This window comes from Sphingobacterium sp. LZ11T8 (assembly GCF_024261425.1).
In the GTDB taxonomy this organism is placed as follows: Bacteria; Bacteroidota; Bacteroidia; order Sphingobacteriales; family Sphingobacteriaceae; genus Sphingobacterium.
Map to the genome: position 1 here is coordinate 430,255 of NZ_JANBZY010000004.1, position 22,772 is coordinate 453,026.

Consider the following 22,772-nt stretch of genomic DNA (forward strand, 5'->3'; position numbering starts at 1 on the left):
TATTCTCCAAAGTATAAAAATATAAAAACAATACTTTTTTAGTAATTTTTTATTCTTTCAGTTTTATGGTTACTATTCCGAATAATCTCCCAAAAGAACCATGAAGTACGTCTGAGACCAATGATTTTTTATAGGAGAATTCCTCTAAATTTTCTACCGATAAACCTTTTAGATCAGATGTCATTGATCGTACAGTCTGTGTCGTATCCCCCTTGTCGATTATTACATAATATTCTCCAGATTTAAGGCTAGGCAATGAATTGTTATACAAAAGGCTGGCATTAATATAAATCGATTCTACAAACTTTTGTAAGTCCATTCCCTTTTTGCTATTTCCATCTTCCATCAATAAGGAAGGAGTAGACACTCTATCTATGCTTAGGCTGTTCTGGCCAAATGAAGGCTTGCCAAAAACTAGAAAAACCAATAAAGTTAAGAGTATTCTCATGTAATATAATTTCTATTCGTTTAGTAAATTCTCATCAAATAGACGCTCTGTTCAGTTTGAGTGATACACCTACTTAATTTTAAAGATAATGAAAAACCTCAATTACGCGTTACTCATTGACTGTTAAATGGTTCTTTAGCCATGTCTATAAGTCTATAGGATCAACTAGAACATCTTCTCTGGTTTTTAGATGTTTACCGTTCAATACTGGACAGAACCTTGTCCGATAGTGAACAATAATGAAATAAAGGAATTTTCTATTTCATTGATAATCAGTAATGTGTTGGAATGGCAGACTGATTGTTGGTAAAAATATTAATAGCTTTTAAATATTATTAATCCATAGAAAGAATCTTATAACCTGCTAATCTAAAAATTGTAGAAAGGATGTTTTAAGATTCGAAACACACTTATGAGATAATAGAGCTAATGCTAGGCATAGATTGCCAAATGATATAAAAACTGAAATAAACGCAAAATATGAAAAAGCTTAATCAAATTATTCGACATCTGTGGCGAAACAAATTTTTTACTAGCCTAAATATAGTTGGGTTGGCAATTGGAATTTCCGTTTGCTGGGTTATTTTCAGATTTGTAAATTATGAATTCAGTTTTGATAAGAATCTATCGGAAAGGGAGCATGTATATAAAGTAATTTTACAAGAAACTATTGATGGGAACGAATCATTTTCAAATTATGCACCTTTGGGTCTTGCCCCGTTTATTGAAGATTATGTTTCTAATAGCGAATTGTCCGTTCCAATCTATGGTAAATACGTTAAGGAAGTAATCATTGATCATGAAGAAGATGAGTTCTCCATTCATAACTCTCCTGATTATTTAGAAGCAGTTAACAGAAATTATTTTGATCTAGTAAACTATAAATGGCTTTCGGGCAGTAAACAAAAAATCTTCAGCAGTCCATTCGAAGTAATTTTAACCTCGTCAAGGTCAAAATTTTACTTTCCCGAATTGAATCCTGAAGAGGTCATAGGGAAAACTGTCGTTTATGATACTATACAATACACGGTCACCGGAATTGTAGAAGATCTCAATTCAGCGAGTAATTTTTCAGGAAAAGAATTTATTGCCATAGATAAAAATGATTGGAGTAGAACAGGTTTTTTGGGAGGTTCTTCCCAAAACCAATTGTTTATTAAAGTGAGCTCTGAAATAAACAAAACAAACCTTTTAAAGATTATCAACGATAGACTTGAATCAGAACTTTCAAATGGAAAGATATCTGGAAAAATGAAGTTTGTTTTTGTACCATTATCAGAGGTTCACTTCAGTTCTTTTATGGATAATTCGGTTGATAAAAAAACGCTCTATGGAATCATCGGAATTGCAGTTTTTCTATTGGGTTTATCTGTCATCAATTTTATTAATATTTCTACCTCCCAGATTCCGGAAAGAGCAAAGGATATTGGCATTCGTAAAACGATGGGCGAACGTCCAAAACATCTAGCATTGACTTTTGTTTTAGAGACCATTATTATATGTCTGATATCTTTCTTCTTAGCATTCTTTTTAAAGGATTTAATCTTTTCTCAAATTCAAGAATATGTACCGGAAAACTTTCATTTTGTAAATGATATTAAAGAAGTTGCTTTATTCCTAACAATTTTATTGATTGTACTTGTAGCTTGTACAAGCATCTATCCGATTTATTTAGCGAATAAAGTTCAGGTCGTGGAAGTCCTGAAACATAAATCCCTAACCCACATTAAATTTGGTAATCTATCTATTAAAAAAGTATTAATCGTTCTACAGTTTGTCGTGGCTCAATTTTTTGTTGTTACTTCTTTACTGATTGGGTTACAGTTAAAATTTATGATGAATAAAGATTTGGGGTTTGAGCACAATGCTATCGTAAACATTCAGCTTCCAAAAACAATTCGTTCTGGATTAAGTAAGGATCCAAATGTACTTGTGGATATCTTAAAATCAAATCCCAAAATACAAGATGTTGCATTAGGTCGTTTACCATTAGAAAATGGAGTCAGTTCACTATTTATAGAAAGTTTTGAGGGCCAAAAAATCCAGACGTCCAATAAAGGGGTAAATGAAAGATACGGAAGGCTTTTTAATCTTAAACTTCTTGCTGGAAGAGATCTAACAGTTAAGGATTCCATTAGCAATATAGCCATTACTAAAAGAACTGCAGAAATGCTAGGTTTTGATAAACCGAGTTCAGCGATAGGTAAAAGGATTCAAACAAATGAAAGCAAAACAAGAGAAATTGTTGGAGTATATGACGATTTCAATAGTCAAACATTACATTCAGAAATTAGGCCAATTTCGTTTATTGCAACCAACTGGCCACTTTCACTTGGATATATGAACATTAAACTTTCCCAAAATACCAAGGACTGGAATGAAGCTTTATCAACTATAGAAAAAGAATGGAAAGCATTTTATAAAGACGGCTCATTTAATCTTCAGTTCTATGATGATAAGATGAAAAACTTGTATGAAAACGAGAGGAAATTTTCAAAAATCATTAATTCATCAGCCGTAATCACCATATTTTTAAGCTGTTTAGGTTTAATTGGATTGATAACCATTGCGACTTTCCAAAGGACTAAAGAAATTGGAATAAGAAAAGTTTTGGGAAGTACGGTCAGTGGAATAGTCAAACTACTTTCAGTAGATTATGTAATATTAATTTTGATTTCCATCTTAATTGCAACACCCATAGCATGGTGGGCTATCAATCATTGGTTGTCGGATTTCAGTTATAAGGTCCCGTTAAAAATATGGATGTTTTTTATTCCGGCCTTAGCAACTTTGTTAATTGCTTTTCTAACAATGGCTTTTCTTTCAATTAAAGCGGCAAGAGCTAATCCAGTAGAAAGTCTAAGGGATGAATAGGTTTGGTTTTATAGTTGGGATTTATTTATGGAATGAAGTTAAGACTTTTTGTGTAATACTGAGAAGGAAATATTTCAGTAAAATTTATTGGAAGGTGATGACAGCAAACTGGAAGGCAAAAAATGTTTTTTTTATTTTAGAGATATAACCCCTTTTGGGGTTCCATTATTTTAGCAGACATGGCACGTTAGCCTGAAAGTCGCGCAACAACGATGTTCGATTAATCGAACATCGTTGTTGCATTAGCCCTATATTGTTCTAAATCATTGCTAAAATAATTCTGCCCTTCCAGGGCATTAGTTCGCCAAAAGAAAAATTCATCAGGAAAACAAATTTAGCCCTAAATACCTAGAAACACAGTTCTAACCAACTTGTCATCGTAAGTTTGATAAAGTAGCTAGTAATGCAAAAGTTCAAGATCAAAAATGTCATGTCTTGTGCTGATTTACAGTTCCATAATCCTTTAGTTTAGGATGACCAGGAAGTAGAGGCAGGAGGCGCATTTGGAAGGAATTCCGCTTTTAATTCTTTTGATTCTGAATGATTATTGAAGAATCTGTACGCTTCTCTAATATTTTCCCGTGTCATCCGCAATCGCAGATTGCGGAACTGTACGCCAATAAAAAAAAATGAAATTCTAAAATATTATATGTTCGCTGTTCTCGTAGATGCTTCCGTTGTTTTAATAATAAAAGCTTACAGTCGTGATTGGTTTAAGGCTTGCAATGGCGAACAGTTCCTTAACCTTCGGTTAAGGATGACAAGGGGTTAGGGCGATAAAACAAAAGATTCTTGACGATTTGAAAAATGAAGTTCTAAAATATTATATGTTCGCTGTTCTCGTAGATGCTTCCGTTGTTTTAATAATAAAAGCTTACAGTTGTCATGGGTTTAAGGCTTGCAATGGCGAACAGTTCCTTAACCTTCGGTTAAGGATGACAAGGAGTTAGGGCGATAAAACAAAAGCTTCTTGACGATTTGTTCAGGATCAGAAGGATACAAATTGCAGTTCTTGCTCCTTGGGATTGTTCTTCTATGTTTTCCCTTAACTTAAAGACATTGCCTAATTGGGTTAGTACATCATAAATTTTATAACCATTTTGTTTTTCTTTGGCAGAATGTAATGTTCATCTTCAGATAGATTTTATTCCTCCATTTACACTAAAGTGCTGACAATCAAAACAACACTGATCAACATCAGCCCCCAATAAACATATTTAAAGAATGTACCATCTTTTAATTTATGGTTTAGGTACCTGCCTAAAAATATTGCCGGAATGGTTGTGATCAGCGAATAGAGAAAATAAATATTAACCTCTGTCGTGATCAATCCCTTTGCATAATAACCCGCGACACTTAACAGGCTGACCGGTAAAAAATACGCCTGTAAGGTGGCCCTAAAATGTTTTGCGCTCCACTGTCTCAAATTTCCGTAAACAACGAGTGGCGGACCATTTAAGCCATACGCTCCACCAAATACGCCCGATAAAAAACCGCATACAAAAAGCCAGAACTTACTGTCCTCCTGCAAGGCCTTATTTTTTGTAAAATAGAGGGAATAAAGTGAATACACGATAATGAGTACACCAAGCCCAGTCTTTACGATTGTTTCATTTGCATAGGTCAGAATAAGGATACCCAAAGGCAGGCCAAGAATAGCATAGAAAATCAACCATTTGGCACTGTGAAAATGAATTTTTTTATGGTCTTGTATCACGACCACAAGCGCAATGACAATGGACAACATAACTGCCAGCGGAACTGCAACATCTACGGGCAAGAATAAAAGGAAAAACGGAACTGCAATTAATGCTTCGCCAAAACCTAAAGTCGACCGTACCAAAGAAGCGAAAAAACTAATAATAAGGATAAAAACTATTGTCAAAACAGGATATCGTTAGTGCTGTTGTGGATACCCGAATTTACAAAAATTATGGCGGATTGGCTAGGGATAATCGTCATAATTTGGGCGTTCTCCTTATAAATCGTGGAATTATTGAATATCAATTTAGGGGTTCATCAAAGGAGACTTGAATGGATTTCCAAGCAATGTATTATTGCCTCTGTCAACAAAAAAATAAGAACCTTCATAAGTCAATCAAGGGTAGGGGAAATCAATTTATCCTCTTTAGATCAACTAAATAAACTGCTTAGATCACAGGTTTTGAAACTATTCCTTACCACATCAAAATAAAAAGGAAGTTTTCTGATGATTTCAAAAAACTTCCTTTATATACGGAGACTTAGGACTTGGTCCATGATTTATTGCTCCGTTATTAGATTAAATCTGTGCTTATTCCTTTAATTATCTGGGCTGAACGTGCGTCCTGCAAGTCTAAAAACTCTATTTTTATTACTGTCATACCAACAAAAGAATAACTTTTTCTCTTGTCCGTTGTTAGCTTTCAATGTAATTGAATAATCTGTGTTCAGCGTGTATCTTCCAGATGTTTTGGATGTTTGATAGGCAGCATTTGTGCTACTTTCAGTGGAAGATACCTTTTCGGTCGTGTACCAGCCATCTTTTGTGAAACTCATATTGGTATATTTCATAATACCTATCTCTCCTCCAACAGCAATGGTACCACCTCCAGAGATGGTTTCATATGAACCTGAAAGTGTCTGCCCAGCATTTGCCGGATAACCTACATAATTCGACCAATCATAGGTTTTTTTATTACCCGATTCAAAAGTAACATTAACCTTTCCTCCAGTAACCGTCCAAGCACCAACGGCTTCACCTTGCCCAGCAATATATTTTTCCGCATTAATTTCATTTATTGGAATGTATGGAGACCGTATGAAGCGACCATTTTTGAAAAATACAAATGGTGTATGTACCTCATAATAGTAGCCACCATAACCTTCTTCCTGCTCCGGAACTAATAAAACTTTTTCAATATTGCTGTCAATGGGAATTTCATCGTTGTCAGATTTGCTGCAAGCCGAAAATAAAATGGTACTTAAGATAAAAATTAACCCAAAGGTCAATTTACCTGTTCTTGGAAGAGAAAATTTCATAATAAATATAGTAGTGTGTTGATTTTAAGGAACTAAAGTCATGCCAAATATTTAAATTTAGCTTTACCGCCCTACACTTATTGGAAAATTGTACTTCATCAAACAAATCTTTATTGTATTGAATGGTACATGTAGAGGAGTTTTTCTTTAAGGGTGTGTGAAATCGAGTCTATAAATCGTAGTTAAATCGGAACTTCCATCGCTGTCCTCACACAATAGGAAAGAAATCATATGGGGCTGCAATTCATAGTGTGTAATCCCTTCGAATTTTTGATCATTCGAGATTTTTTGACAGTGATCAATTCTCATATTGATTAAATCGAATTTTCCGAATACTGTTCCTCCGATCTCTCCGTCTTCATAAGTAGATAGTCCCTCTTCTGCAGTTGCGATGAAATAAAGTGAATCACCCAGAACAGCAGCACCTGAAAAACCAAATAGCAGACCATCGACCTGGGGTACTTTGATGTCAAAACAAGTTATCATGAAGTCATTTATTAAATTATCTCCATCGACTTTGAAAATTACATTCCTTCCAGCTGGGCCATTTCCACGGTTCAGGAATAGCCAGCTATTTCTATGCATTGCTACCCCTTCGATATTAAAATCAGAAGAGGAAATGTTAGCTGACTTTTTCATGGCGCTGTACAGGTTACTCAGGTCTAGCTCAGTGCTATGCCAGTCGTTTCTGGAAATGGAAAATCCTCGTTCCCGGGCAGCAGATGAACCAGATCCGAAAGTATATATCCTGTCCTCACTAAGTACCATTGCTTCCAGATCAAGTTTTTGGGGTTTTGCAATCCTTTCCATCTGAGGGCTTGGTAAAAGGACGTGCCTGTTGAGCAGATTCTCAGTTATTCGGTAGTCATAAAGATAATTGCTATTGTCTGATACGATATAAATTTGACCCTCCAAAAATTCAATTCCAGAGGCTGAACTGATTCCAGGGATATCTAAAAATTCCTTTAAATAAAACTCTTGCATAATCTTAACCTATAATATTTTCGAGAGATCGCTTGTCTAATATATCCTATTTTCATGAAGGAGCAATAAATTTCATATCAATTCTTAATAGAATGTTCAATGGGAGGGGGAGGTCGGACAATTTGATATTTTTGAAATAATCCGTCAGCAATTATTGAAGGGATTAAACATGTGAATATTTAAGAAAAAACAAATATCTATACCGCAGGAAATTCAGAAATCTAAGTTAACCTTCTTTCGATTCTGAACGATCAGTGAAGAATCTGTACGGTTCTTCTCCAACAGGTCCTGTCATTCTCTATCGAAGATAGAGGACCTGTTCGCCTATACAGCAATGAATGTTTTTCTTTTTGAAGGTTCAGGCTTCTCCGAGATGCTTCGGGTGAACCTTACGATGACAAGTTTGTTAGAACTGTGTTTTTAGCTATTTAGGCTCATATATATTTACCAGAAGAATATTTTTATCCGCCATAAATCCCCAGCGGGGATGAATTATTTTAGCATGAATGGTTTTGAACTATATAGGGTTAATGCAAAAACGATGTTCGATTAATCGAACATCGTTTTTGCGCGACTTACAGGCTAACGTGCCATGCCAGCTAAAATAATAGAACCCCCAAAGGGGTTCTATATTTAAAAATAAAAGAGCTAATTTGTTTTCATTGGCAACCTGTTGACATCACCTTCCGATAAATTTAGTTCAAATTTTTACTTCTCAGCATGACAAAATAATATTAGGATATCCCCAGCGGGTACAATGCCTTGGAGATTCACTTGAACTGATCCCGCTAGGGTTGGTTCAGCCACAAATCCCAGTCAAATTGCCTGAACCTTCTCCGGATCGAAACTTAAATGCTGCCTTCGGTGCATACCCGCCATGCCCATAGCCCTTCCCAGAACATGCAATTATTCTAAACCAAGGGGTTCACAGTAAATTTTGGTAATATCGCAAATATTATCTCTTATGATGAAGACGGCAAATGCAATTTGAAGCAGGTAGTTGAAGCTAATTAATGGCAGATGTTGCTCAGATTGTTAACATTTAATTGAATCTTATAAAAAATGCAACGGATTTACAGCAATTGATACAGGAGTAGGTAAGATTACAGATAAAATTTTTACAAGCGCTCCCGATATTCTTTCGGAGTGACACCTAGAATTTTTTTCACATAACGAGTAAAGAACGAGCGACTCGAAAAATCCATTTCATCGGCAATTTCTGAAATATTGAGGTTTTTGTTTTGCAACAAAATGATTACCCGTTCTTTTGCATATCGTTGTATCCATTCCGAAGCGGTAATTCGGGTATTAACCTTGCAGATATAATTGAGGTATTTCGGGGTGATGTTCAGTTTATCACTGTAAAAACGAACTTCCCGTTCTTTCATGCAATGTTCCTGTACCAACTGCATATACCGTTCATACAACGTGCCACTTTGTAGACTACGTTTGCGTCTGTCGAGCTCATCTTCAAAAATGTGCCACATTTCCAAAAGAAAAAGTTGCATTTGAAGTTTCAATGCTTCCTCCCAAAATCGGTGGTTGGTTTCCTGCGATTTATCGTACAACAACTGAAAGTTTTTCAGTATTTTTTCTATATGTTCTTTTTCAGGGTGCAAAATTGGGTTTTCTTTGGAATGAATAATGCTGTCTATACTTACCGTTACACTTGGCAAATTTTCCATCAATAAATCCTTGTCCACATATAAAAGACTAGCTTTAAAATTTGCAGAAAATGACAGATCCGAAACACCAAGACCCGCCAGCCAAAATATAAATTCCCCCTTTTTGCAATGGTATTGACGGCCATTAAACACAAATTTCATGCTTCCGCTTTGGCAATAAATATGTGTGTGATACTGAGCTTGAAAATCTTTGGAAAATTGAGCTTTTGAAGCTGTTTTATGCAGGATAACCTTTTGATTTTCTGTTGTGTCCATTCCAAATGCTGATTTAAACAAAAATAGGTAATATTTGACATTATTTGCGATGTTAATGTAATATAACACATCTTCAATCACCGTAACTTTGTATTATAAAAATTATCACAATGCAAACAACAGATATTTTTGAACGATTGAGAAATGGAGAAACCATTTTTCCAAACGACCCTGAATCGTACAAATTACGTGAGGCGTCGTACCAAACGAAAGAATTATTGGTAAAGATGAACAATGCAACAGATCCAAAAGAAATAAGGGAATTGTTGAGCCAAATCACAGCTACGGAAATTGACGAAAGCGTTGCCATTTTCACACCTTTGTATATCAACTACGGAAAACACACCAAAATCGGTAAAAACGTATTCATAAATTTTGATTGTACTTTTTTGGATTTGGGGGGAATTACTATTGAAGATAACGTATTGATAGCCCCGAAAGTCAGCTTATTATCAGAGGGACACCTATTAGAGCCTGAAAACAGACATGCATTAGTGCCGAAACCTATCCACATCAAAAACAATGCTTGGATTGGTGCAGGAGCGACCATATTGCAAGGTGTTACCATTGGCGAAAATGCCATTGTAGCATCAGGTGCAGTAGTATCAAAGGATGTTCCTGATAATACGATTGTAGGCGGTATTCCTGCGAAAATCATTAAAACAGTATAAAGCAGAAAGAAAATGAAAACATTATCAAGTTTAGTAGTTGCGATCCTTATGTTTTTAGGTCTGCCCTGCAATGCTAATATTAATAAAGAAAATTCAGCGAATATGATTGATACTATAAAAACAGACCATTATACTTTTGAGTTGAGTGACAAAGTAACCCGCCAAAAAGTTACTTTCAAAAACCGGTATGGAATTACATTGACTGGCGATTTGTATATTCCTAAAAATGCAGAAAACGAACCTTTACCTGCCTTGGCTATAAGCGGACCTTTTGGAGCTGTAAAAGAGCAATCATCAGGATTGTATGCCAATCAAATGGCAGAACGTGGATTTGTAGCATTAGCTTTCGACCCTTCTTATACAGGCGAAAGCGCTGGCGAACCTCGTAATGTTGCATCGCCTGACATTAGTACGGAAGATTTCAGTTCAGCAGTTGATTTTCTCGGTATTCAGAAAAATATTGACCGAAACAAAATCGGGATAATTGGTATATGTGGATGGGGTGGATTTTCCTTGAACGCTACTGCCATTGACAAACGTATAAAAGCTGTAGCCACAACAAGTATGTACGATATGACAAGGGTAATGTCAAAAGGTTATAATGACGTGGTCACCTTGAATGATCGTACAAAAGCATTAGAACAATTAGGTGAACAACGTTGGAAAGATGCTGAAAATGGCATTCCTGCCTATCAACCTGCGTATAATAAATTAAGTGGTGGAGAATCACAGTTTCAAATCGAGTATCACGATTATTATATGACACCAAGAGGCTATCACGAACGTTCGGTAAATTCAGGCAATGCCTGGACAATTACCACCCCACTATCATTTATGAATATGCCGATTTTGACCTATCTCAAAGAAATTTCGCCAAGACCAATGCTATTGATTGCAGGAGAAAATGCACACTCACGTTATTTCAGCGAAGACATTTATAAGAACGCTTCTGAACCGAAAGAGTTGATGATTATTCCTAATGCCGTTCACGTAGATTTGTACGATAGGGTTGATGTTATTCCGTTTGATAAATTGGAAACATTCTTTAAAAAACATTTGAAATAACAGCAATATTATGAAACATTCATTGATACTCATTTTGGCTTTTATGTCAATTTTTATAAGTAATGCTTCATCTTGTGGCAAAGAAGATGAAAATAATACTAATACAGAAAACACAACTTCTATGGTAAACGGTAAAATCAAAATAACAGTCAATTCACTAATCTTTACAGCTACACTTTTGGATAATAATTCGGCAAAGGCATTTAAGGAAATGTTGCCTCTGACAATTAATATGGTAGAATTGAACAACAATGAAAAGTATTTTGATTTACCAAATAGCCTTCCAACAAATTCATCTAATCCTCAAGCAATAAACAGTGGTGATTTAATGTTGTACGGTTCAAAAACTCTGGTGCTTTTTTACAAAACCTTTTCCACTTCTTATAGCTATACACGGTTAGGAAAAATAGATGATACAACAGGTTTGGCAACTGCATTGGGTTCTGGAAATGTAACTATAACTATTAACAAAATAGAAGATTAAAGTCGAATTGTGAATACCAAATTCAAGATTTTTCTCTGTTATTAAAACTGAAAGTTTCTGAGTGTTTATGTAGGCTAACAGCCGAGCCAGGATATGTTCAAGCCATACGTCTGCCCAAATAGACAGAGGACAAGGATGCAGGAAGGCAAGACGGGTTTAAATTTATCAGTCTGACAACTTCTTTTTATTTACTTGAAAAGCTGTGGTTATTTATATATCGTTGTATATAAATGTCTATAATAAATAAGGAATAGATACTACATTATCCACTCCTTATTTTGACGGATTTTATTTTCGTATTACTTTACCCAATCTGCCTCAACATCAGCCACAGCAATGGCTTCAATCTCAATCAATGCATCCGGTGAAAACAATGAGGATACTTCAAAAATAGTATCTGCCGGATAAGGGGGAGTAAAGTATTTGCCCCTCAATTCGACAATCTTCTCAAAGTTCTGCATATCCCGGAGCATGATAGTGACCTTAACCACGTTCTTCAAACTTGAACCTCCGGCTTTCAATACCTTGTCCAGGTTTTCAAAAGCCATTTGTGCCTGGGCATCAAAGTCGCCTATGCCGATCAGATTTCCATCCTTGCCAATAGCGGTCTGTCCCGAAATAAACAATAAATCACCTACACGGTGTCCCTGTGCCAGACGGAATGGTTCATATGCGTCCGGCGTAATTTTAATTTGTGAAATTTTCATTTTTTATTTATTTGATTTATAGATGTGTTAACTTGTATAAACGTGTTTCCTGAGAAGGTCTGTACAGAAATTAAAGTGCTAGTTATCAATTATCTGTTCATTTTCATCTATCCTTTTCTAACCATTTTCAAGATTTAATTCCTTGATGATTTTCCGGGTATGGCTAAGGGTTGCCTCCGGACATAGCATTTCACGGTGAAAAGGAATCAGGGGCAATCCGTTCATTGTTTTCATCACCCAATGGGGGTCAGCTAAAGCTGCTTTTCCGATAGCGATTAGCGTTGCGTGGTTGTCCTTCAAGGCAACTTCCGCTTTATCAAGATTATGGAAACCTCCGTTGGCGATTACAGGAATGCCCGTTGCCTGCCGGATAACAGATGCCAATGATGATCCGTCTCCAAAAAAGCTGTCCCGTTCCCATTCGCCCGTCTGTACCGCTACGTGCACAAAATCGGGCTGGCTCGCCTTTATTTCTTCTGCCAGTTCTTTGGCAGTTTCAATACCGTCAACCCAGCGGTAGGTAAGGTCATTTACTTTACCCTCTGAAACCCGTAGACCGACAATGAAACCCTGCGGTACGGATGCCTTTATGCCAGCGATAATTTCAGCAATAACACGGAAACGGTTCTGCATAGTGCCGCCATAATGGTCGTTACGGAGGTTCAGTTCCGGTGTGAAGAACTGATCTAACAGGTAACCATTTGCCCCGTGAATTTCTACGCCGTCAAAGCCTGCCTTATAAGCGTTTACAGCTCCGTCGATAAAACCCTGTTTCATTCTTTCAATATCCGTCGAGTCCATTTCTTTAGGGATTGGAAATGTTCCCTCGCCAGCAAAGGAAGCCATCTTTATGCCTACAGGTTTTAAGGCAGACGGGGCTAAGGTGCATTCGCTATATTGCGATAAAGCACCTGCATGCATCAATTGGGCAAATATAAGAGTGGGCGATTGATGGACAGCACGGGTTACCTTTTCCCATGAAGCGCTTTGCGCATCATTTACAAGTGCAGGCTGATTGTTGTAACTCTGGCTACCGTATACATCGGTGTAAATGCCTTCGGTAATGATAACCGCAAATCCTCCAATTGCAAATGCGGAATAATAGTCCAGCATTTCATCTGTAGCCAAGCCATCAGCGGTAGCACTCACACGGGACATGGGTGCGACTACCGTCCGGTTAATCAAATCTCTTTGCCATATATTGGCATTCTGAAAAATAGGATGATGTTTCATTTGCTTCTTAATTTTTATGAAGCAAAATTCACGGTAATTGAATTAGGAAAAATTGATCTAGGTCAAGACGGTTTATGTTTTTTCTTGATACGGCTGATAAATTCTGCCGACACACCCAAATAGGATGCAATCAGATATTGGGGTACTTTGGATGCTATGGTTGGGTAGTTTTCCAAAAAGTCATAATACCTGCTCTCGACATCGTATACGTTGTTATAGATAATTCTCTTTTGCAATGCCCCCAAATAACTTTCCAATATTATGCGAAAGTACCGCTCCAAACAGGGAAGTTGAGCCAGTAACTGCTGAAAGGAATAATGGCTGATCTGTAAAACGGTCGTTTTTTCTATGGCTTGTATGTTGTATATGGATGGCTTCTGCTTGGAAAAGCTATCTAAATCAGATGCCCACCAATCGTCAACAGCGAAAAACAGGATTTCTTCATTGCCATTGTCAGCATTGATATAAAATGCTTTCATTGCTCCCGAAACGACATAACTATCGTAACGACAGGTGTCGCCATTACGCAAGAGATAGTCTCCCTTTTTCAGTGTTTTCTCTGTCCAAAAACTTTCGAAAGTTGAAATTTCATCTTGCGTAAGATTTACATATTTTGAGATGTTTTTCAATAAAGCATTTTCGGCCATATAAGCATTCCTTTTTCGTTTACAATATAGTAATTATAAAGACCTGTCTGGCTCCTTTATTTCGAGGTCATTGATACTTGCATATCGTTTCTTCATCAAACCGTTTTCGTCAAACTTCCAATTTTCATTACCGTAGGCTCTGAACCATTTTCCTTCTCTGGATCGAACCTTAAATGCTGCCTGCGGTGCATGTCCGCCATAACCTCAGCCCAATCTGGAACATGCAATTATTCGAATCCCGAGCGGGCACAATGCCTTGGAGATTCTCTTGGTCTGATCCCGCTGGGAGTGGTTCAGCCCCACAATCCCCAGACACTTACCCTGAACCTTCTCCGGATCGAACCATAAATGATGCCTTCGGTGCATGTCCGCCATGCCCACAGCCCTTCCCGGAACATGCAATTATTCGAATCCCAAGCGGGCACAATGCCTTGGAGATTCTCTTGGTCTGATCCCGCTGGGAGTGGTTCAGCCCCAAAATCCCCAGACACTTACCCTGAACCTTCTCCGGATCGAACCAAAATTGATGCCTACGGTGCATGTCCGCCATGCCCACAGCCCTTCCCGGAACATGCAATTATTCGAATCCCAAGCGGGCACAAAAAAAGCCTCACATTTCTGTGAGGCTTTTTTTGTGAACCCATTGGTACAAAACTCGAACTCTTTTTTGGAAGATTTGAGGCGTTTAAATCAATTAAAAAACAGTCCTTATCAATCTGATAAATTTTTGGAAAAGGTTTATCAGCCTAAACAGTCTAAAAACTCAAAAAAGATAGTGAGGGTGAAAAGATGATGTAATTTAAAAAAATTCAATCCAAGGCTAAAAAATACTTCAAAAATATTTCTTTTAAAAAAGAATGAGGGTGTTTAATATGGTAAAAATACATTAAAACTCCTTTTATTCAGTTTCAATTTTATATATTTGCCCCATGAAGAAATCTGATTAGCATATAACAAATAAATGTTTTTTCCATGGCACTCACAGAATGTCAATGGATTTTATTTGTTAAATTTTTAAAATATGCTAAAATGATTAATTTTTTTGAAAGCCCTTTTAAAGGCAAAATTATTAAAGACCACATAACCAATCCTAATATCTCTGCTGGGAAATATTCTTATTATTCAGGTTATTATCATGGACATTCTTTTGATGACTGCGCTCGCTATTTATTTCCAGATAGAGATGACGTTGATAAATTGGTCATAGGTTCATTTTGTTCCCTTGGAAGTGGTGTTAGCTTTATTATGGCGGGAAATCAAGGGCATAGACACAGTTGGATATCCAGTTTCCCATTTTTTTATATGCCAGAGGTGGAAATCTTCAATAAAGCAATTGATGGATTTGAAAACGCCGGCGATACAGTGATTGGCAATGATGTTTGGATTGGAACCGAGGTAATAATCATGCCAGGAGTGAAAATCGGTGATGGGGCCGTAATTGGCAGTCGGTCAGTGGTCACTAAAGACGTTGCCCCTTATACGATTATTGGTGGAAACCCATCAAAGACAATCAAATCACGATTTTGTGAACAGCACATCAAAATGCTCTTAGAAATCAAATGGTGGGATTGGGATGAAGAAAAATTGTCAGAAGCTATTCCTATAATTTGTTCTGATAATATAGAATTACTATATGAATTTTATCACAAACATATAGTTCATTAAATCTTTAGGCTCTTCATGTGAAGAGCCTAAAACTCACTTGTTATTTATCAAAATGTACACTGTGAATCTATATTTAAACATTAAATATCAGAAAGTTATTTATTTACTTTCTCTCTATCAAACATCTACCCTCTTTCAATGACAATAAAACTCCTCATGACTTCGACATGTGTCCTGTGCCAAACTCATTGTAAAGGATAATATTTGTATGTAGATAGTCATAGTGTACATTTAAAAACCTTATCTATGAGACATCCTTTGAACAACATCGTGGCTGAAATTCAAAAGCAAGAAAGGAAGCTATCAGCCGAAACCTCCAGTTTCATTGACGAGGCATATAAGATGACGGTTTACCTCCAAGAATTATTATGTGCCGTCAAAGAGGACGTGATAAACGAGGGCTTTTCCAGTAAGGACGAGGAAATCCATTTTTTTAAACAGGTCAAGCCGAACATCCTCGGAAAACTTATCTATTACAATAAGGTGTACCGGATTGAGACGGCTTGCCCTGTCGATAATGGAAAACTGCACCAAAACTATTTCGCTCTGCAATTGCGTGACTTAAAACAGGAATATCAAGAGCATATCTGCAATTCCGAATTTTACAGGTATTACCGCTCCGGCAGAGCCGACCGTGACGGGCACTATTTCACGTTGGGAAACATTAACTATTATGACGGGCTGAACAGCTTCGTATTCGAAATAGACCCCAAATTTTCAACCTATTTTGATTACAAGGTGGCGAAAATCATCGCCAACGAATTAATCTATAATTATCTGACGACAAAGCTAAGCCCCGAACAAAATCCCGATGTATTGAAACAACACGAGGAAACAAAAGATGTTTTTTGGACACAATCTAAAAATGCCCTTATCGAATTGATTTATGCACTATACGCCTGCGATGCCATTTCGCACGGGAAAATAGGCATCCGCAAAATCAGCATGGTATTCCAAATCCTGTTCCGTATATCACTGAACGACATCCATAACAGCTTCCACCGGATGAAGACCCGTGCAGGCTCACGGACGTTGTTTTTAGACCAACTCAAATACAGCTTAGAGGAATATATGGAAAAGGAAGATAACCCATAATTCTCATCTTCTTTTTTCGGAAAAAGGACAGCATCAATCGGGAGGGCACTGAAAAAGTCTTCTTAAAAATTTAGAGGTTTCAAAATGCTTGAAAACCATGTGTTAAACCCTTTGAGAATCGAGTATTTGCGACTTAAAATATAGAAGCATTCAAATAGACAAAAGATAAGGGCTTATGAACATAAAAATTCATAAGCCCTTTTTTAATGGATAGTTTTTCAGTGCCCTCTCAATCGGTGTTGTCTTTTTTTTGTCCGTTTGCCTATATGTGTCTATCGGCAAATCCATTGATTTGGATGCCGACCTATAGACCAAAAGTGCGAAAAGAGACTAAAGACAGCACTTTACACGAATTGTAAAAAAATGAAAAAAGTGCCTTTTTGATAGACACATATCGGAAGACAGCCTGCGCCAATCGCTCCAATTTTGTGGTGTTAGAAATCATTAAAAAGTATTGTTATGAACATCGACAGAATGGAATTTATCGCATGGATGGAACGTATAATGGAGCGTTTCGATATTTTGAAAGAGTACGTCCTAAACATCAAGAAAGAACGGCACAGCATAGACGGCGAGGAATTACTAGATAACCAAGACCTGCTCCTCATGCTGAAAATCAGCCACCGTTCCCTGCAACGATACCGCTCCACGGGCAAGCTACCGTATTATACCATTAGCGGAAAGCTGTACTACAAATTATCGGATGTACACCAGTTCATCAGGGAAAGTTTCAAAGCCCCCATACGGCGTACAAAAGAAAACCGATGACAAACCCTACCACGAAAAGACGGGTACGGCTATGCCGTACCTGCTTCACCTACTTTCGGACAATGTAAACTTTAAAAAATCAATATCATGAGCAAACAGACAAATGAAAATCCACAGCAATATCCCGAACAGCTTTCGGATGTGCTGTTGGTAATGGACAAGGAAAAAAAGAAAATCCAAGCCGTCACGGGTATTGACGAAAACGGCAATCTGAAAACCGTTGATGCCACCAAGAAAAACCAAAGCCAATTTATGCGAGTGGACAGAGCCGGAGATTTATTTACAAATTTCTTCTCCAACTTTTGGCGACAGCTTAAAGACCCGACCCATTTCTCATTTTTCAAAGTACCTGCAAAGGAAGCGGTCGAAACCGCCAAAGAAATGCAGAAACAGGTCAATGCCCCCACCAAAGAGGGCGAGGCTGTCATGGCAAAGCATGAGGTCAAAGAGCCAAAAGAGCAACAACAGGAAACCAAAAAGGATGTGGAAGCACCACAGGCGACACCGGAAACACAGCAAGCACCGGAAAAAAGCGAATACCGCTATAAGGCGGAAGATGTGGACTGGAATTATTTAGCGCAATTTGGGATAAACAAAGAGAGGCTTGAAAAAGACGGGCAATTGGATTTGCTGTTAAAGGGCTATAAGACCAATAAGGTATATCCCACAAGTGTCAATTTCGGTGCGGTTATCATGCGCTCGGATGCAAGGCTCGGTTTCCAAGACGGTGAAGACGGGAAACCTGTACTTATAATGTATGGTGTACGCCATGAACCCAACCTTAAAGCCCCTTTCTTTGGTCACGAGTTTACCAAAGAGGACAGGGAAAACCTGCTCAAAACCGGAAACATGGGGCGTGTGGTGGAATTGACCAACCGCAAGACAGGCGAAAAGATACCGTCCATTATCAGTATTGCCCACCTAACGAATGAGGTTATTGCATTCCGGCAGGACAGGATTAAAGTACCCGATGAGATTAAGGGCGTAAAGTTGACCGAAGACCAAAAACGGGATTTAAAAGATGGGAAAGCCATTTATTTAGAGGGGTTGGATTTTAAGAACAGTACGAACAAAAATGCCCATGTGCAGTTCAACGCCGACAAAAAATATACGGAGTTTCTTTTTGGCGATAAAGCCCCCAAGCAGACACAGGAAAACGACCCGAAAATGTTCCGCAACAAAGTGTTCTCCGATGAACAGTACAAGCAACTCAACGAGGGCAAGACACTCTACATTTCGGATTTCAAAGATGGGCAAGGACAGCCGTATAAAGGCTACGTTACGCTGAACAAAGAAACAGGAAATTTTGATTTCAGTTTTAAGAACCCCAATGCGCTGAAAAATAAGGCACAGCCTGCCGAGGCGCACAAAACACAGGTTGCCGTAAACTCCAATGGGAAAACCAACGAAGCAACCAAGCAAGTCAACGAACCGCTGAAACCGGAGCAACAAACGCCGAAAAACAAAACGCAACAGCAACGGCAGAATGACCCCAACCGTCCGGCTAAATCCAGAGGGGTAAAAAGATAATACCATCAAAAAACATTTTCCTTTGGAAATCACCTTTCACAGAATACGAAGGGGTTTCTCAAAGAGAAATGTTCACCACAAAATCCATTAAAAGAGATAGTATCATGAAAGCAATCATTGCAGAAAAGCCAAGTGTGGCGAGAGAAATAGCTACCCTGTTGGGAGCGACCGAAAAACGGGATGGCTACCTAACAGGGAACGGATACGAAGTTACGTGGGCATTGGGGCATTTGGTCGGACTGGCGATGCCCGAAGATTACGGGGTATCGGGCTTCCAAAGGGAAGTCCTGCCCATATTGCCCGACCCTTTTATCCTTACGGTACGCAAGGTAAAAAAGGACAAAAGTTATGTTCCCGATAGCGGAGCCTTAAAACAGTTAAAGATTATCGAACAGGTCATCGGCAGATGCGATAGTATTATCGTGGCCACCGATGCCGGACGTGAGGGGGAACTCATATTTAGGTACATCTATGAATACCTAAAGTGCCGGAAACCCTTTGAACGCCTATGGATAAGCTCGCTCACGGAAAAGGCGATTAAACAGGGTTTTGACAACCTAAAAGCCGGAAGCGAATTTGACGGGCTGTACCGTGCCGGACAAGGGCGGAGCAAAGCCGATTGGCTTGTGGGCATCAATGCCTCGCAGGCGTTGAGCATTTCGGCAGGGCGTGGCGTTTACTCGCTTGGTAGAGTACAAACGCCAACGCTTGCCCTTATCTGTAAGCGGTATTTGGAAAACAAAGACTTTGCCGTCAAGAAATACTTTCAAATCCAGTTGGAACACCGGAAAGAATTTGTGGACTTTAAGAGCCTTTCCAAGACCAAATGGGATGACAAAAAACTCGCTGACGATACGCTGAAATCTATTCAGCGTAACGGAACAGCAACCGTTACGGCAGTGGAAACCAAAACGGTTTCGGAGCAACCGCCTTTACTGTTCGACCTTACGGGATTGCAGAAAGAAGCAAACAAAAGGGCTTTCTATACCGCCGAGGAAACATTGAACATTGCCCAAAGCCTGTATGAAAAGAAGTTTATCACCTATCCCCGTACAGGGAGCAAGTACATCCCCGAAGATATGTGGTCGGAAATCCCTGCACTGGTAAGGAATTTGGAAGCACGGGCTTCCTGTAAAAAAGCGGTCGGAAAAGTGAAATGGGGGCGTTTCAACAAACGCATCGTGAATGACGTAAAGGTCACAGACCACCACGGTCTGCTGATTACCGAAAAAATCCCGTCTGAATTAACAGCACACGAAAATGTTATCTATGATATGATTGCGCACCGCCTACTGGAAGCCCTTTCGTCTGCCTGTACAAAAGAAATAACCGACATCGGATTGCAGGCTTTTCATTATGATTTTACACTGAAAGGATGTAAAATCCTCGAAGCCGGTTGGCGTGGCATCAAGGAAAAATTTACAGATGAGGACAGCGAGCCTGTGCAGGAACTGCCGGAATTAAAGGTCGGCGATGAGCTGAAAATCAAAGAGGCATCCGTACTGGAAAAGAAAACCAAACCGCCTGTGCTTTACACCGAGGCAGGTCTGTTGTCTGCAATGGAAAATGCCGGAAAGGAAATTGACAACGAGGACGAACGGAAAGCCCTAAAAGACATCGGCATCGGTACACCTGCCACAAGAGCCTCCATTATAGAAACGCTCTTTAAAAGGGATTACATCAGGCGTGAAAAGAAATCCCTTATCCCTACCGATAAGGGATTGCAGGTTTACGGGGCAGTACAGGACAAAAAGATTGCCGATGTAGCCATGACCGCCGAATGGGAAATGGCATTGCAGAAAATTAAAAACAACGAGGCGGATGCAGGTACTTTTCACCGTGAAATGGAAGCCTATGCCACTTCCATTACACGGGAACTTTTGGACACGGGCATTGCCAATGAAAAACAACCGGAACTGACCTGCCCCAAATGCAATAGCCGTCAGCTATTGATTTGGAACAAGGTTGTAAAATGCCCCGATGAGGCTTGTGGTTGGCTTCAATTCCGTAGCGTGTGCGGAGTGCCGTTGAGCCTTTCCGATATAGAAAGCCTTGTGACCAAAGGAAAGACCAACCTTATCAAAGGAATGAAAAGCAATTCGGGCAATAAATTCAATGCCTATATCGTCATGAACGATAAAGCCGAAACCTCCTTTGAGTTTGAAAACAGGAAACCCAAAAGGAAATAAATGTTTTGTTTTTTTGACTGCATACAGCGTGAGGGATAGAAGCGACATCCTTTTGCGGTCCTCGCAGATCCGCAAAAGATACAGCGGATAGCCCGACCCGTCTGCATTTTTTCGATAGCCTGGGCATGGGGGTAAAATGCAGACGGTGGCACGCCCAAATAAAATTAAATACTCAAATCACCATCTTGTAATTTTGCATCCAAATAACAGATTGACCTCGCAAGCTCTACTGCATCGTCATTTGAAATTTTTGATAAACTATTCTCTGCACTTCCTTTTACAGCTTCTCCCTTTTCGTTGTACGTAGGTTCTTCTTTGGTCAGTACTTCATAAATCTTATCCCAATACTCTTTAAGTTCTTCGGGAAAGTCATCACGTCCAAGGGTATGAAATCCTCCAACATAAGCGTCCAGTATTCTTTCTTTAATATTTCCTATTCCTGTAGCAAGGTCTTCGACAGCTACTCCAATTTTTCCTCGTGCGTATGAGAATTCCATTATTTTATTAGTTTAAAGCTAAATTGTTATGACGTAGATTTTATAATGTTAACGTTTTTATTCTCAACTAAAATATTGAAAAATATTGATTTTTAAAACGATTGTCTTTCGTCCATTTCGTCCATTCTCCGTATCAGTTCTTCCCGAAGTGCATCAAGGAATTTTGTACGGTTCATCTTCCGGTTTCTCAACTCCAAATAGGTCTGATAGAAATTTCCCAAGTCAATGCCAAAGGCACTTTCAAAATATTGAGCGACCACTCTTATGTCGTTGTTCCCGTTGTCAAACACATTTTGGTAATGCAGGGCATAAATCAGTTCTATCAATGCTACTTTGCTACCTGTCCATTTCAGCCTCTTTTGGGCTTTCGATTTATTCTTTTGGAACTTGTGATATAACTGGTCTTCGATGTAGACCTGTATCAAATCGTTGGCTATTATCTTGGCGACCTTGTAATCATGCGAGGTGGAAAAGGACTGGTCGGACTGGAAATAGTATGTGTCCAACCACAGCTTTATATCATGCTTGCCCCGAACGAAATATTTCTCGTCAAGGAACGAGTTATTGCTACGGTAATACTTGTAAAAATCGAGGTTGTTGTCAAAGAACCTCTTTAGCTTTTTCAGTTCTTTGTTGAGGTATTTCCTTATGGGCTTTGCACCATAGGGTTTCTTTGTCTCGATTTTGTAAACGGCATTGTAATAAATGAGTTTTGATAGGATAACGGGTTTCTGATATTTGAAAAAGCGAATTTCTTCGTCAATGTTCTTAAAGCCATGTTTTAAGACGTATTCCCTTACTTTAGATAGACAATTTACAATCAAATGTATTATTGCCTCCACACGTTGTGGGGGGCAGTCAACCTCTATCTCCAATTCATTGATTGCAGTGTCGAGTTTATACAGCGTGTCATTGTAAAATTTATGCATCCGATTGTTTCAAATCTTAATGGGA

General features: G+C 38.5%; 20 protein-coding genes and 1 pseudogene. 10 read left to right on the forward strand and 11 right to left on the reverse strand.

Going from position 1 to position 22,772, the window contains the following annotated elements:
• Window positions 1-49 precede the first annotated feature (49 nt).
• Window positions 50-448 carry a hypothetical protein gene (locus NLF99_RS12380; protein ID WP_254528606.1) on the reverse strand — a complete coding sequence of 133 codons (399 nt, stop codon included), beginning with the start codon at window positions 446-448 and terminating at the stop codon, window positions 50-52.
• A 480-nt stretch (window positions 449-928) separates the two neighbouring features.
• On the opposite strand from NLF99_RS12380, the gene NLF99_RS12385 reads away from it, so the two are divergent.
• Window positions 929-3,322, forward strand: coding sequence for an ABC transporter permease (locus NLF99_RS12385; RefSeq protein WP_254528608.1), 2,394 nt, complete (start codon window positions 929-931; stop codon window positions 3,320-3,322).
• 1,156 nt (window positions 3,323-4,478) lie between these two features.
• Here the strand turns inward: NLF99_RS12385 and NLF99_RS12390 are convergent.
• From NLF99_RS12390 to NLF99_RS12405, 4 genes are all read right to left on the reverse strand, one after another.
• Entirely contained in the window at window positions 4,479-5,207 is a 729-nt protein-coding gene (locus tag NLF99_RS12390; RefSeq protein WP_254528610.1) for a sulfite exporter TauE/SafE family protein, read from the reverse strand.
• Between the two features lie 416 nt (window positions 5,208-5,623).
• Window positions 5,624-6,343, reverse strand: coding sequence for a hypothetical protein (locus NLF99_RS12395; RefSeq protein WP_254528612.1), 720 nt, complete (start codon window positions 6,341-6,343; stop codon window positions 5,624-5,626).
• Between the two features lie 147 nt (window positions 6,344-6,490).
• Window positions 6,491-7,327 carry a hypothetical protein gene (locus NLF99_RS12400; RefSeq protein WP_254528614.1) on the reverse strand — a complete coding sequence of 279 codons (837 nt, stop codon included), beginning with the start codon at window positions 7,325-7,327 and terminating at the stop codon, window positions 6,491-6,493.
• A gap of 1,118 nt (window positions 7,328-8,445) precedes the next feature.
• The gene (locus tag NLF99_RS12405; protein ID WP_254528616.1) at window positions 8,446-9,267 is read right to left on the reverse strand and encodes an AraC family transcriptional regulator; all 822 of its coding nucleotides are present in this window, start codon (window positions 9,265-9,267) and stop codon (window positions 8,446-8,448) included.
• A gap of 110 nt (window positions 9,268-9,377) precedes the next feature.
• Between NLF99_RS12405 and NLF99_RS12410 the strand changes: the two genes are divergently transcribed.
• The 3 genes from NLF99_RS12410 to NLF99_RS12420 are packed head-to-tail and all read left to right on the forward strand — an operon-like array spanning window position 9,378 to window position 11,487.
• Complete coding sequence (locus tag NLF99_RS12410; RefSeq protein ID WP_185211617.1) at window positions 9,378-9,938, forward strand: sugar O-acetyltransferase; 561 nt, start codon at window positions 9,378-9,380, stop codon at window positions 9,936-9,938.
• A 12-nt stretch (window positions 9,939-9,950) separates the two neighbouring features.
• Window positions 9,951-11,003: an alpha/beta hydrolase gene (locus NLF99_RS12415; protein ID WP_254528618.1), complete on the forward strand. Its 1,053-nt coding sequence runs from the start codon at window positions 9,951-9,953 to the stop codon at window positions 11,001-11,003.
• A 10-nt stretch (window positions 11,004-11,013) separates the two neighbouring features.
• Window positions 11,014-11,487 (forward strand): cyclophilin-like fold protein, encoded by a 474-nt coding sequence (locus tag NLF99_RS12420; protein WP_254528619.1) that lies wholly within the window; start codon window positions 11,014-11,016, stop codon window positions 11,485-11,487.
• Between the two features lie 299 nt (window positions 11,488-11,786).
• On the opposite strand, the gene NLF99_RS12425 is transcribed toward NLF99_RS12420, so the two are convergent.
• The 4 genes and pseudogenes from NLF99_RS12425 to NLF99_RS19725 form a co-directional block, all read right to left on the reverse strand.
• Window positions 11,787-12,194 (reverse strand): RidA family protein, encoded by a 408-nt coding sequence (locus NLF99_RS12425; protein ID WP_254528621.1) that lies wholly within the window; start codon window positions 12,192-12,194, stop codon window positions 11,787-11,789.
• A gap of 117 nt (window positions 12,195-12,311) precedes the next feature.
• The gene (locus NLF99_RS12430) at window positions 12,312-13,427 is read right to left on the reverse strand and encodes a tRNA-dihydrouridine synthase (RefSeq protein WP_254528623.1); all 1,116 of its coding nucleotides are present in this window, start codon (window positions 13,425-13,427) and stop codon (window positions 12,312-12,314) included.
• 62 nt (window positions 13,428-13,489) lie between these two features.
• Window positions 13,490-14,074, reverse strand: a complete 585-nt coding sequence (locus tag NLF99_RS12435; protein ID WP_185211622.1) for a Crp/Fnr family transcriptional regulator — start codon at window positions 14,072-14,074, stop codon at window positions 13,490-13,492.
• A 33-nt stretch (window positions 14,075-14,107) separates the two neighbouring features.
• Window positions 14,108-14,242: pseudogene (locus NLF99_RS19725) on the reverse strand (DUF1348 family protein); the annotation flags it as partial.
• Window positions 14,243-14,295: 53 nt separating this feature from the next.
• Here NLF99_RS19725 and NLF99_RS12445 point away from each other — a divergent pair.
• The 6 genes from NLF99_RS12445 to NLF99_RS12470 all read left to right on the forward strand — a co-directional run bounded on the left by NLF99_RS12445 (window position 14,296) and on the right by NLF99_RS12470 (window position 21,321).
• A complete protein-coding gene (locus NLF99_RS12445; RefSeq protein ID WP_254528625.1) occupies window positions 14,296-14,526 on the forward strand; it encodes a hypothetical protein in 231 nt (76 codons plus the stop codon).
• Window positions 14,527-15,103: 577 nt separating this feature from the next.
• Entirely contained in the window at window positions 15,104-15,739 is a 636-nt protein-coding gene (gene catB / locus NLF99_RS12450; protein ID WP_149914637.1) for a type B chloramphenicol O-acetyltransferase, read from the forward strand.
• Window positions 15,740-15,985: 246 nt separating this feature from the next.
• Window positions 15,986-16,834 carry an RteC domain-containing protein gene (locus tag NLF99_RS12455; RefSeq protein WP_149914627.1) on the forward strand — a complete coding sequence of 283 codons (849 nt, stop codon included), beginning with the start codon at window positions 15,986-15,988 and terminating at the stop codon, window positions 16,832-16,834.
• 459 nt (window positions 16,835-17,293) lie between these two features.
• On the forward strand, window positions 17,294-17,602 hold the full coding sequence (locus NLF99_RS12460) for a helix-turn-helix domain-containing protein (protein WP_013632691.1): 309 nt from the start codon (window positions 17,294-17,296) through the stop codon (window positions 17,600-17,602).
• An 87-nt stretch (window positions 17,603-17,689) separates the two neighbouring features.
• The gene (locus tag NLF99_RS12465) at window positions 17,690-19,132 is read left to right on the forward strand and encodes a DUF4099 domain-containing protein (RefSeq protein ID WP_185211623.1); all 1,443 of its coding nucleotides are present in this window, start codon (window positions 17,690-17,692) and stop codon (window positions 19,130-19,132) included.
• A gap of 104 nt (window positions 19,133-19,236) precedes the next feature.
• Window positions 19,237-21,321, forward strand: coding sequence for a type IA DNA topoisomerase (locus NLF99_RS12470; protein WP_254528627.1), 2,085 nt, complete (start codon window positions 19,237-19,239; stop codon window positions 21,319-21,321).
• 164 nt (window positions 21,322-21,485) lie between these two features.
• Here the strand turns inward: NLF99_RS12470 and NLF99_RS12475 are convergent, their stop codons facing one another.
• Together NLF99_RS12475 and NLF99_RS12480 are read right to left on the reverse strand one after the other, a co-directional pair.
• Window positions 21,486-21,818 carry a hypothetical protein gene (locus NLF99_RS12475; RefSeq protein WP_254528629.1) on the reverse strand — a complete coding sequence of 111 codons (333 nt, stop codon included), beginning with the start codon at window positions 21,816-21,818 and terminating at the stop codon, window positions 21,486-21,488.
• A 92-nt stretch (window positions 21,819-21,910) separates the two neighbouring features.
• The gene (locus NLF99_RS12480; protein ID WP_254528631.1) at window positions 21,911-22,747 is read right to left on the reverse strand and encodes an RteC domain-containing protein; all 837 of its coding nucleotides are present in this window, start codon (window positions 22,745-22,747) and stop codon (window positions 21,911-21,913) included.
• Window positions 22,748-22,772: the final 25 nt, after the last annotated feature.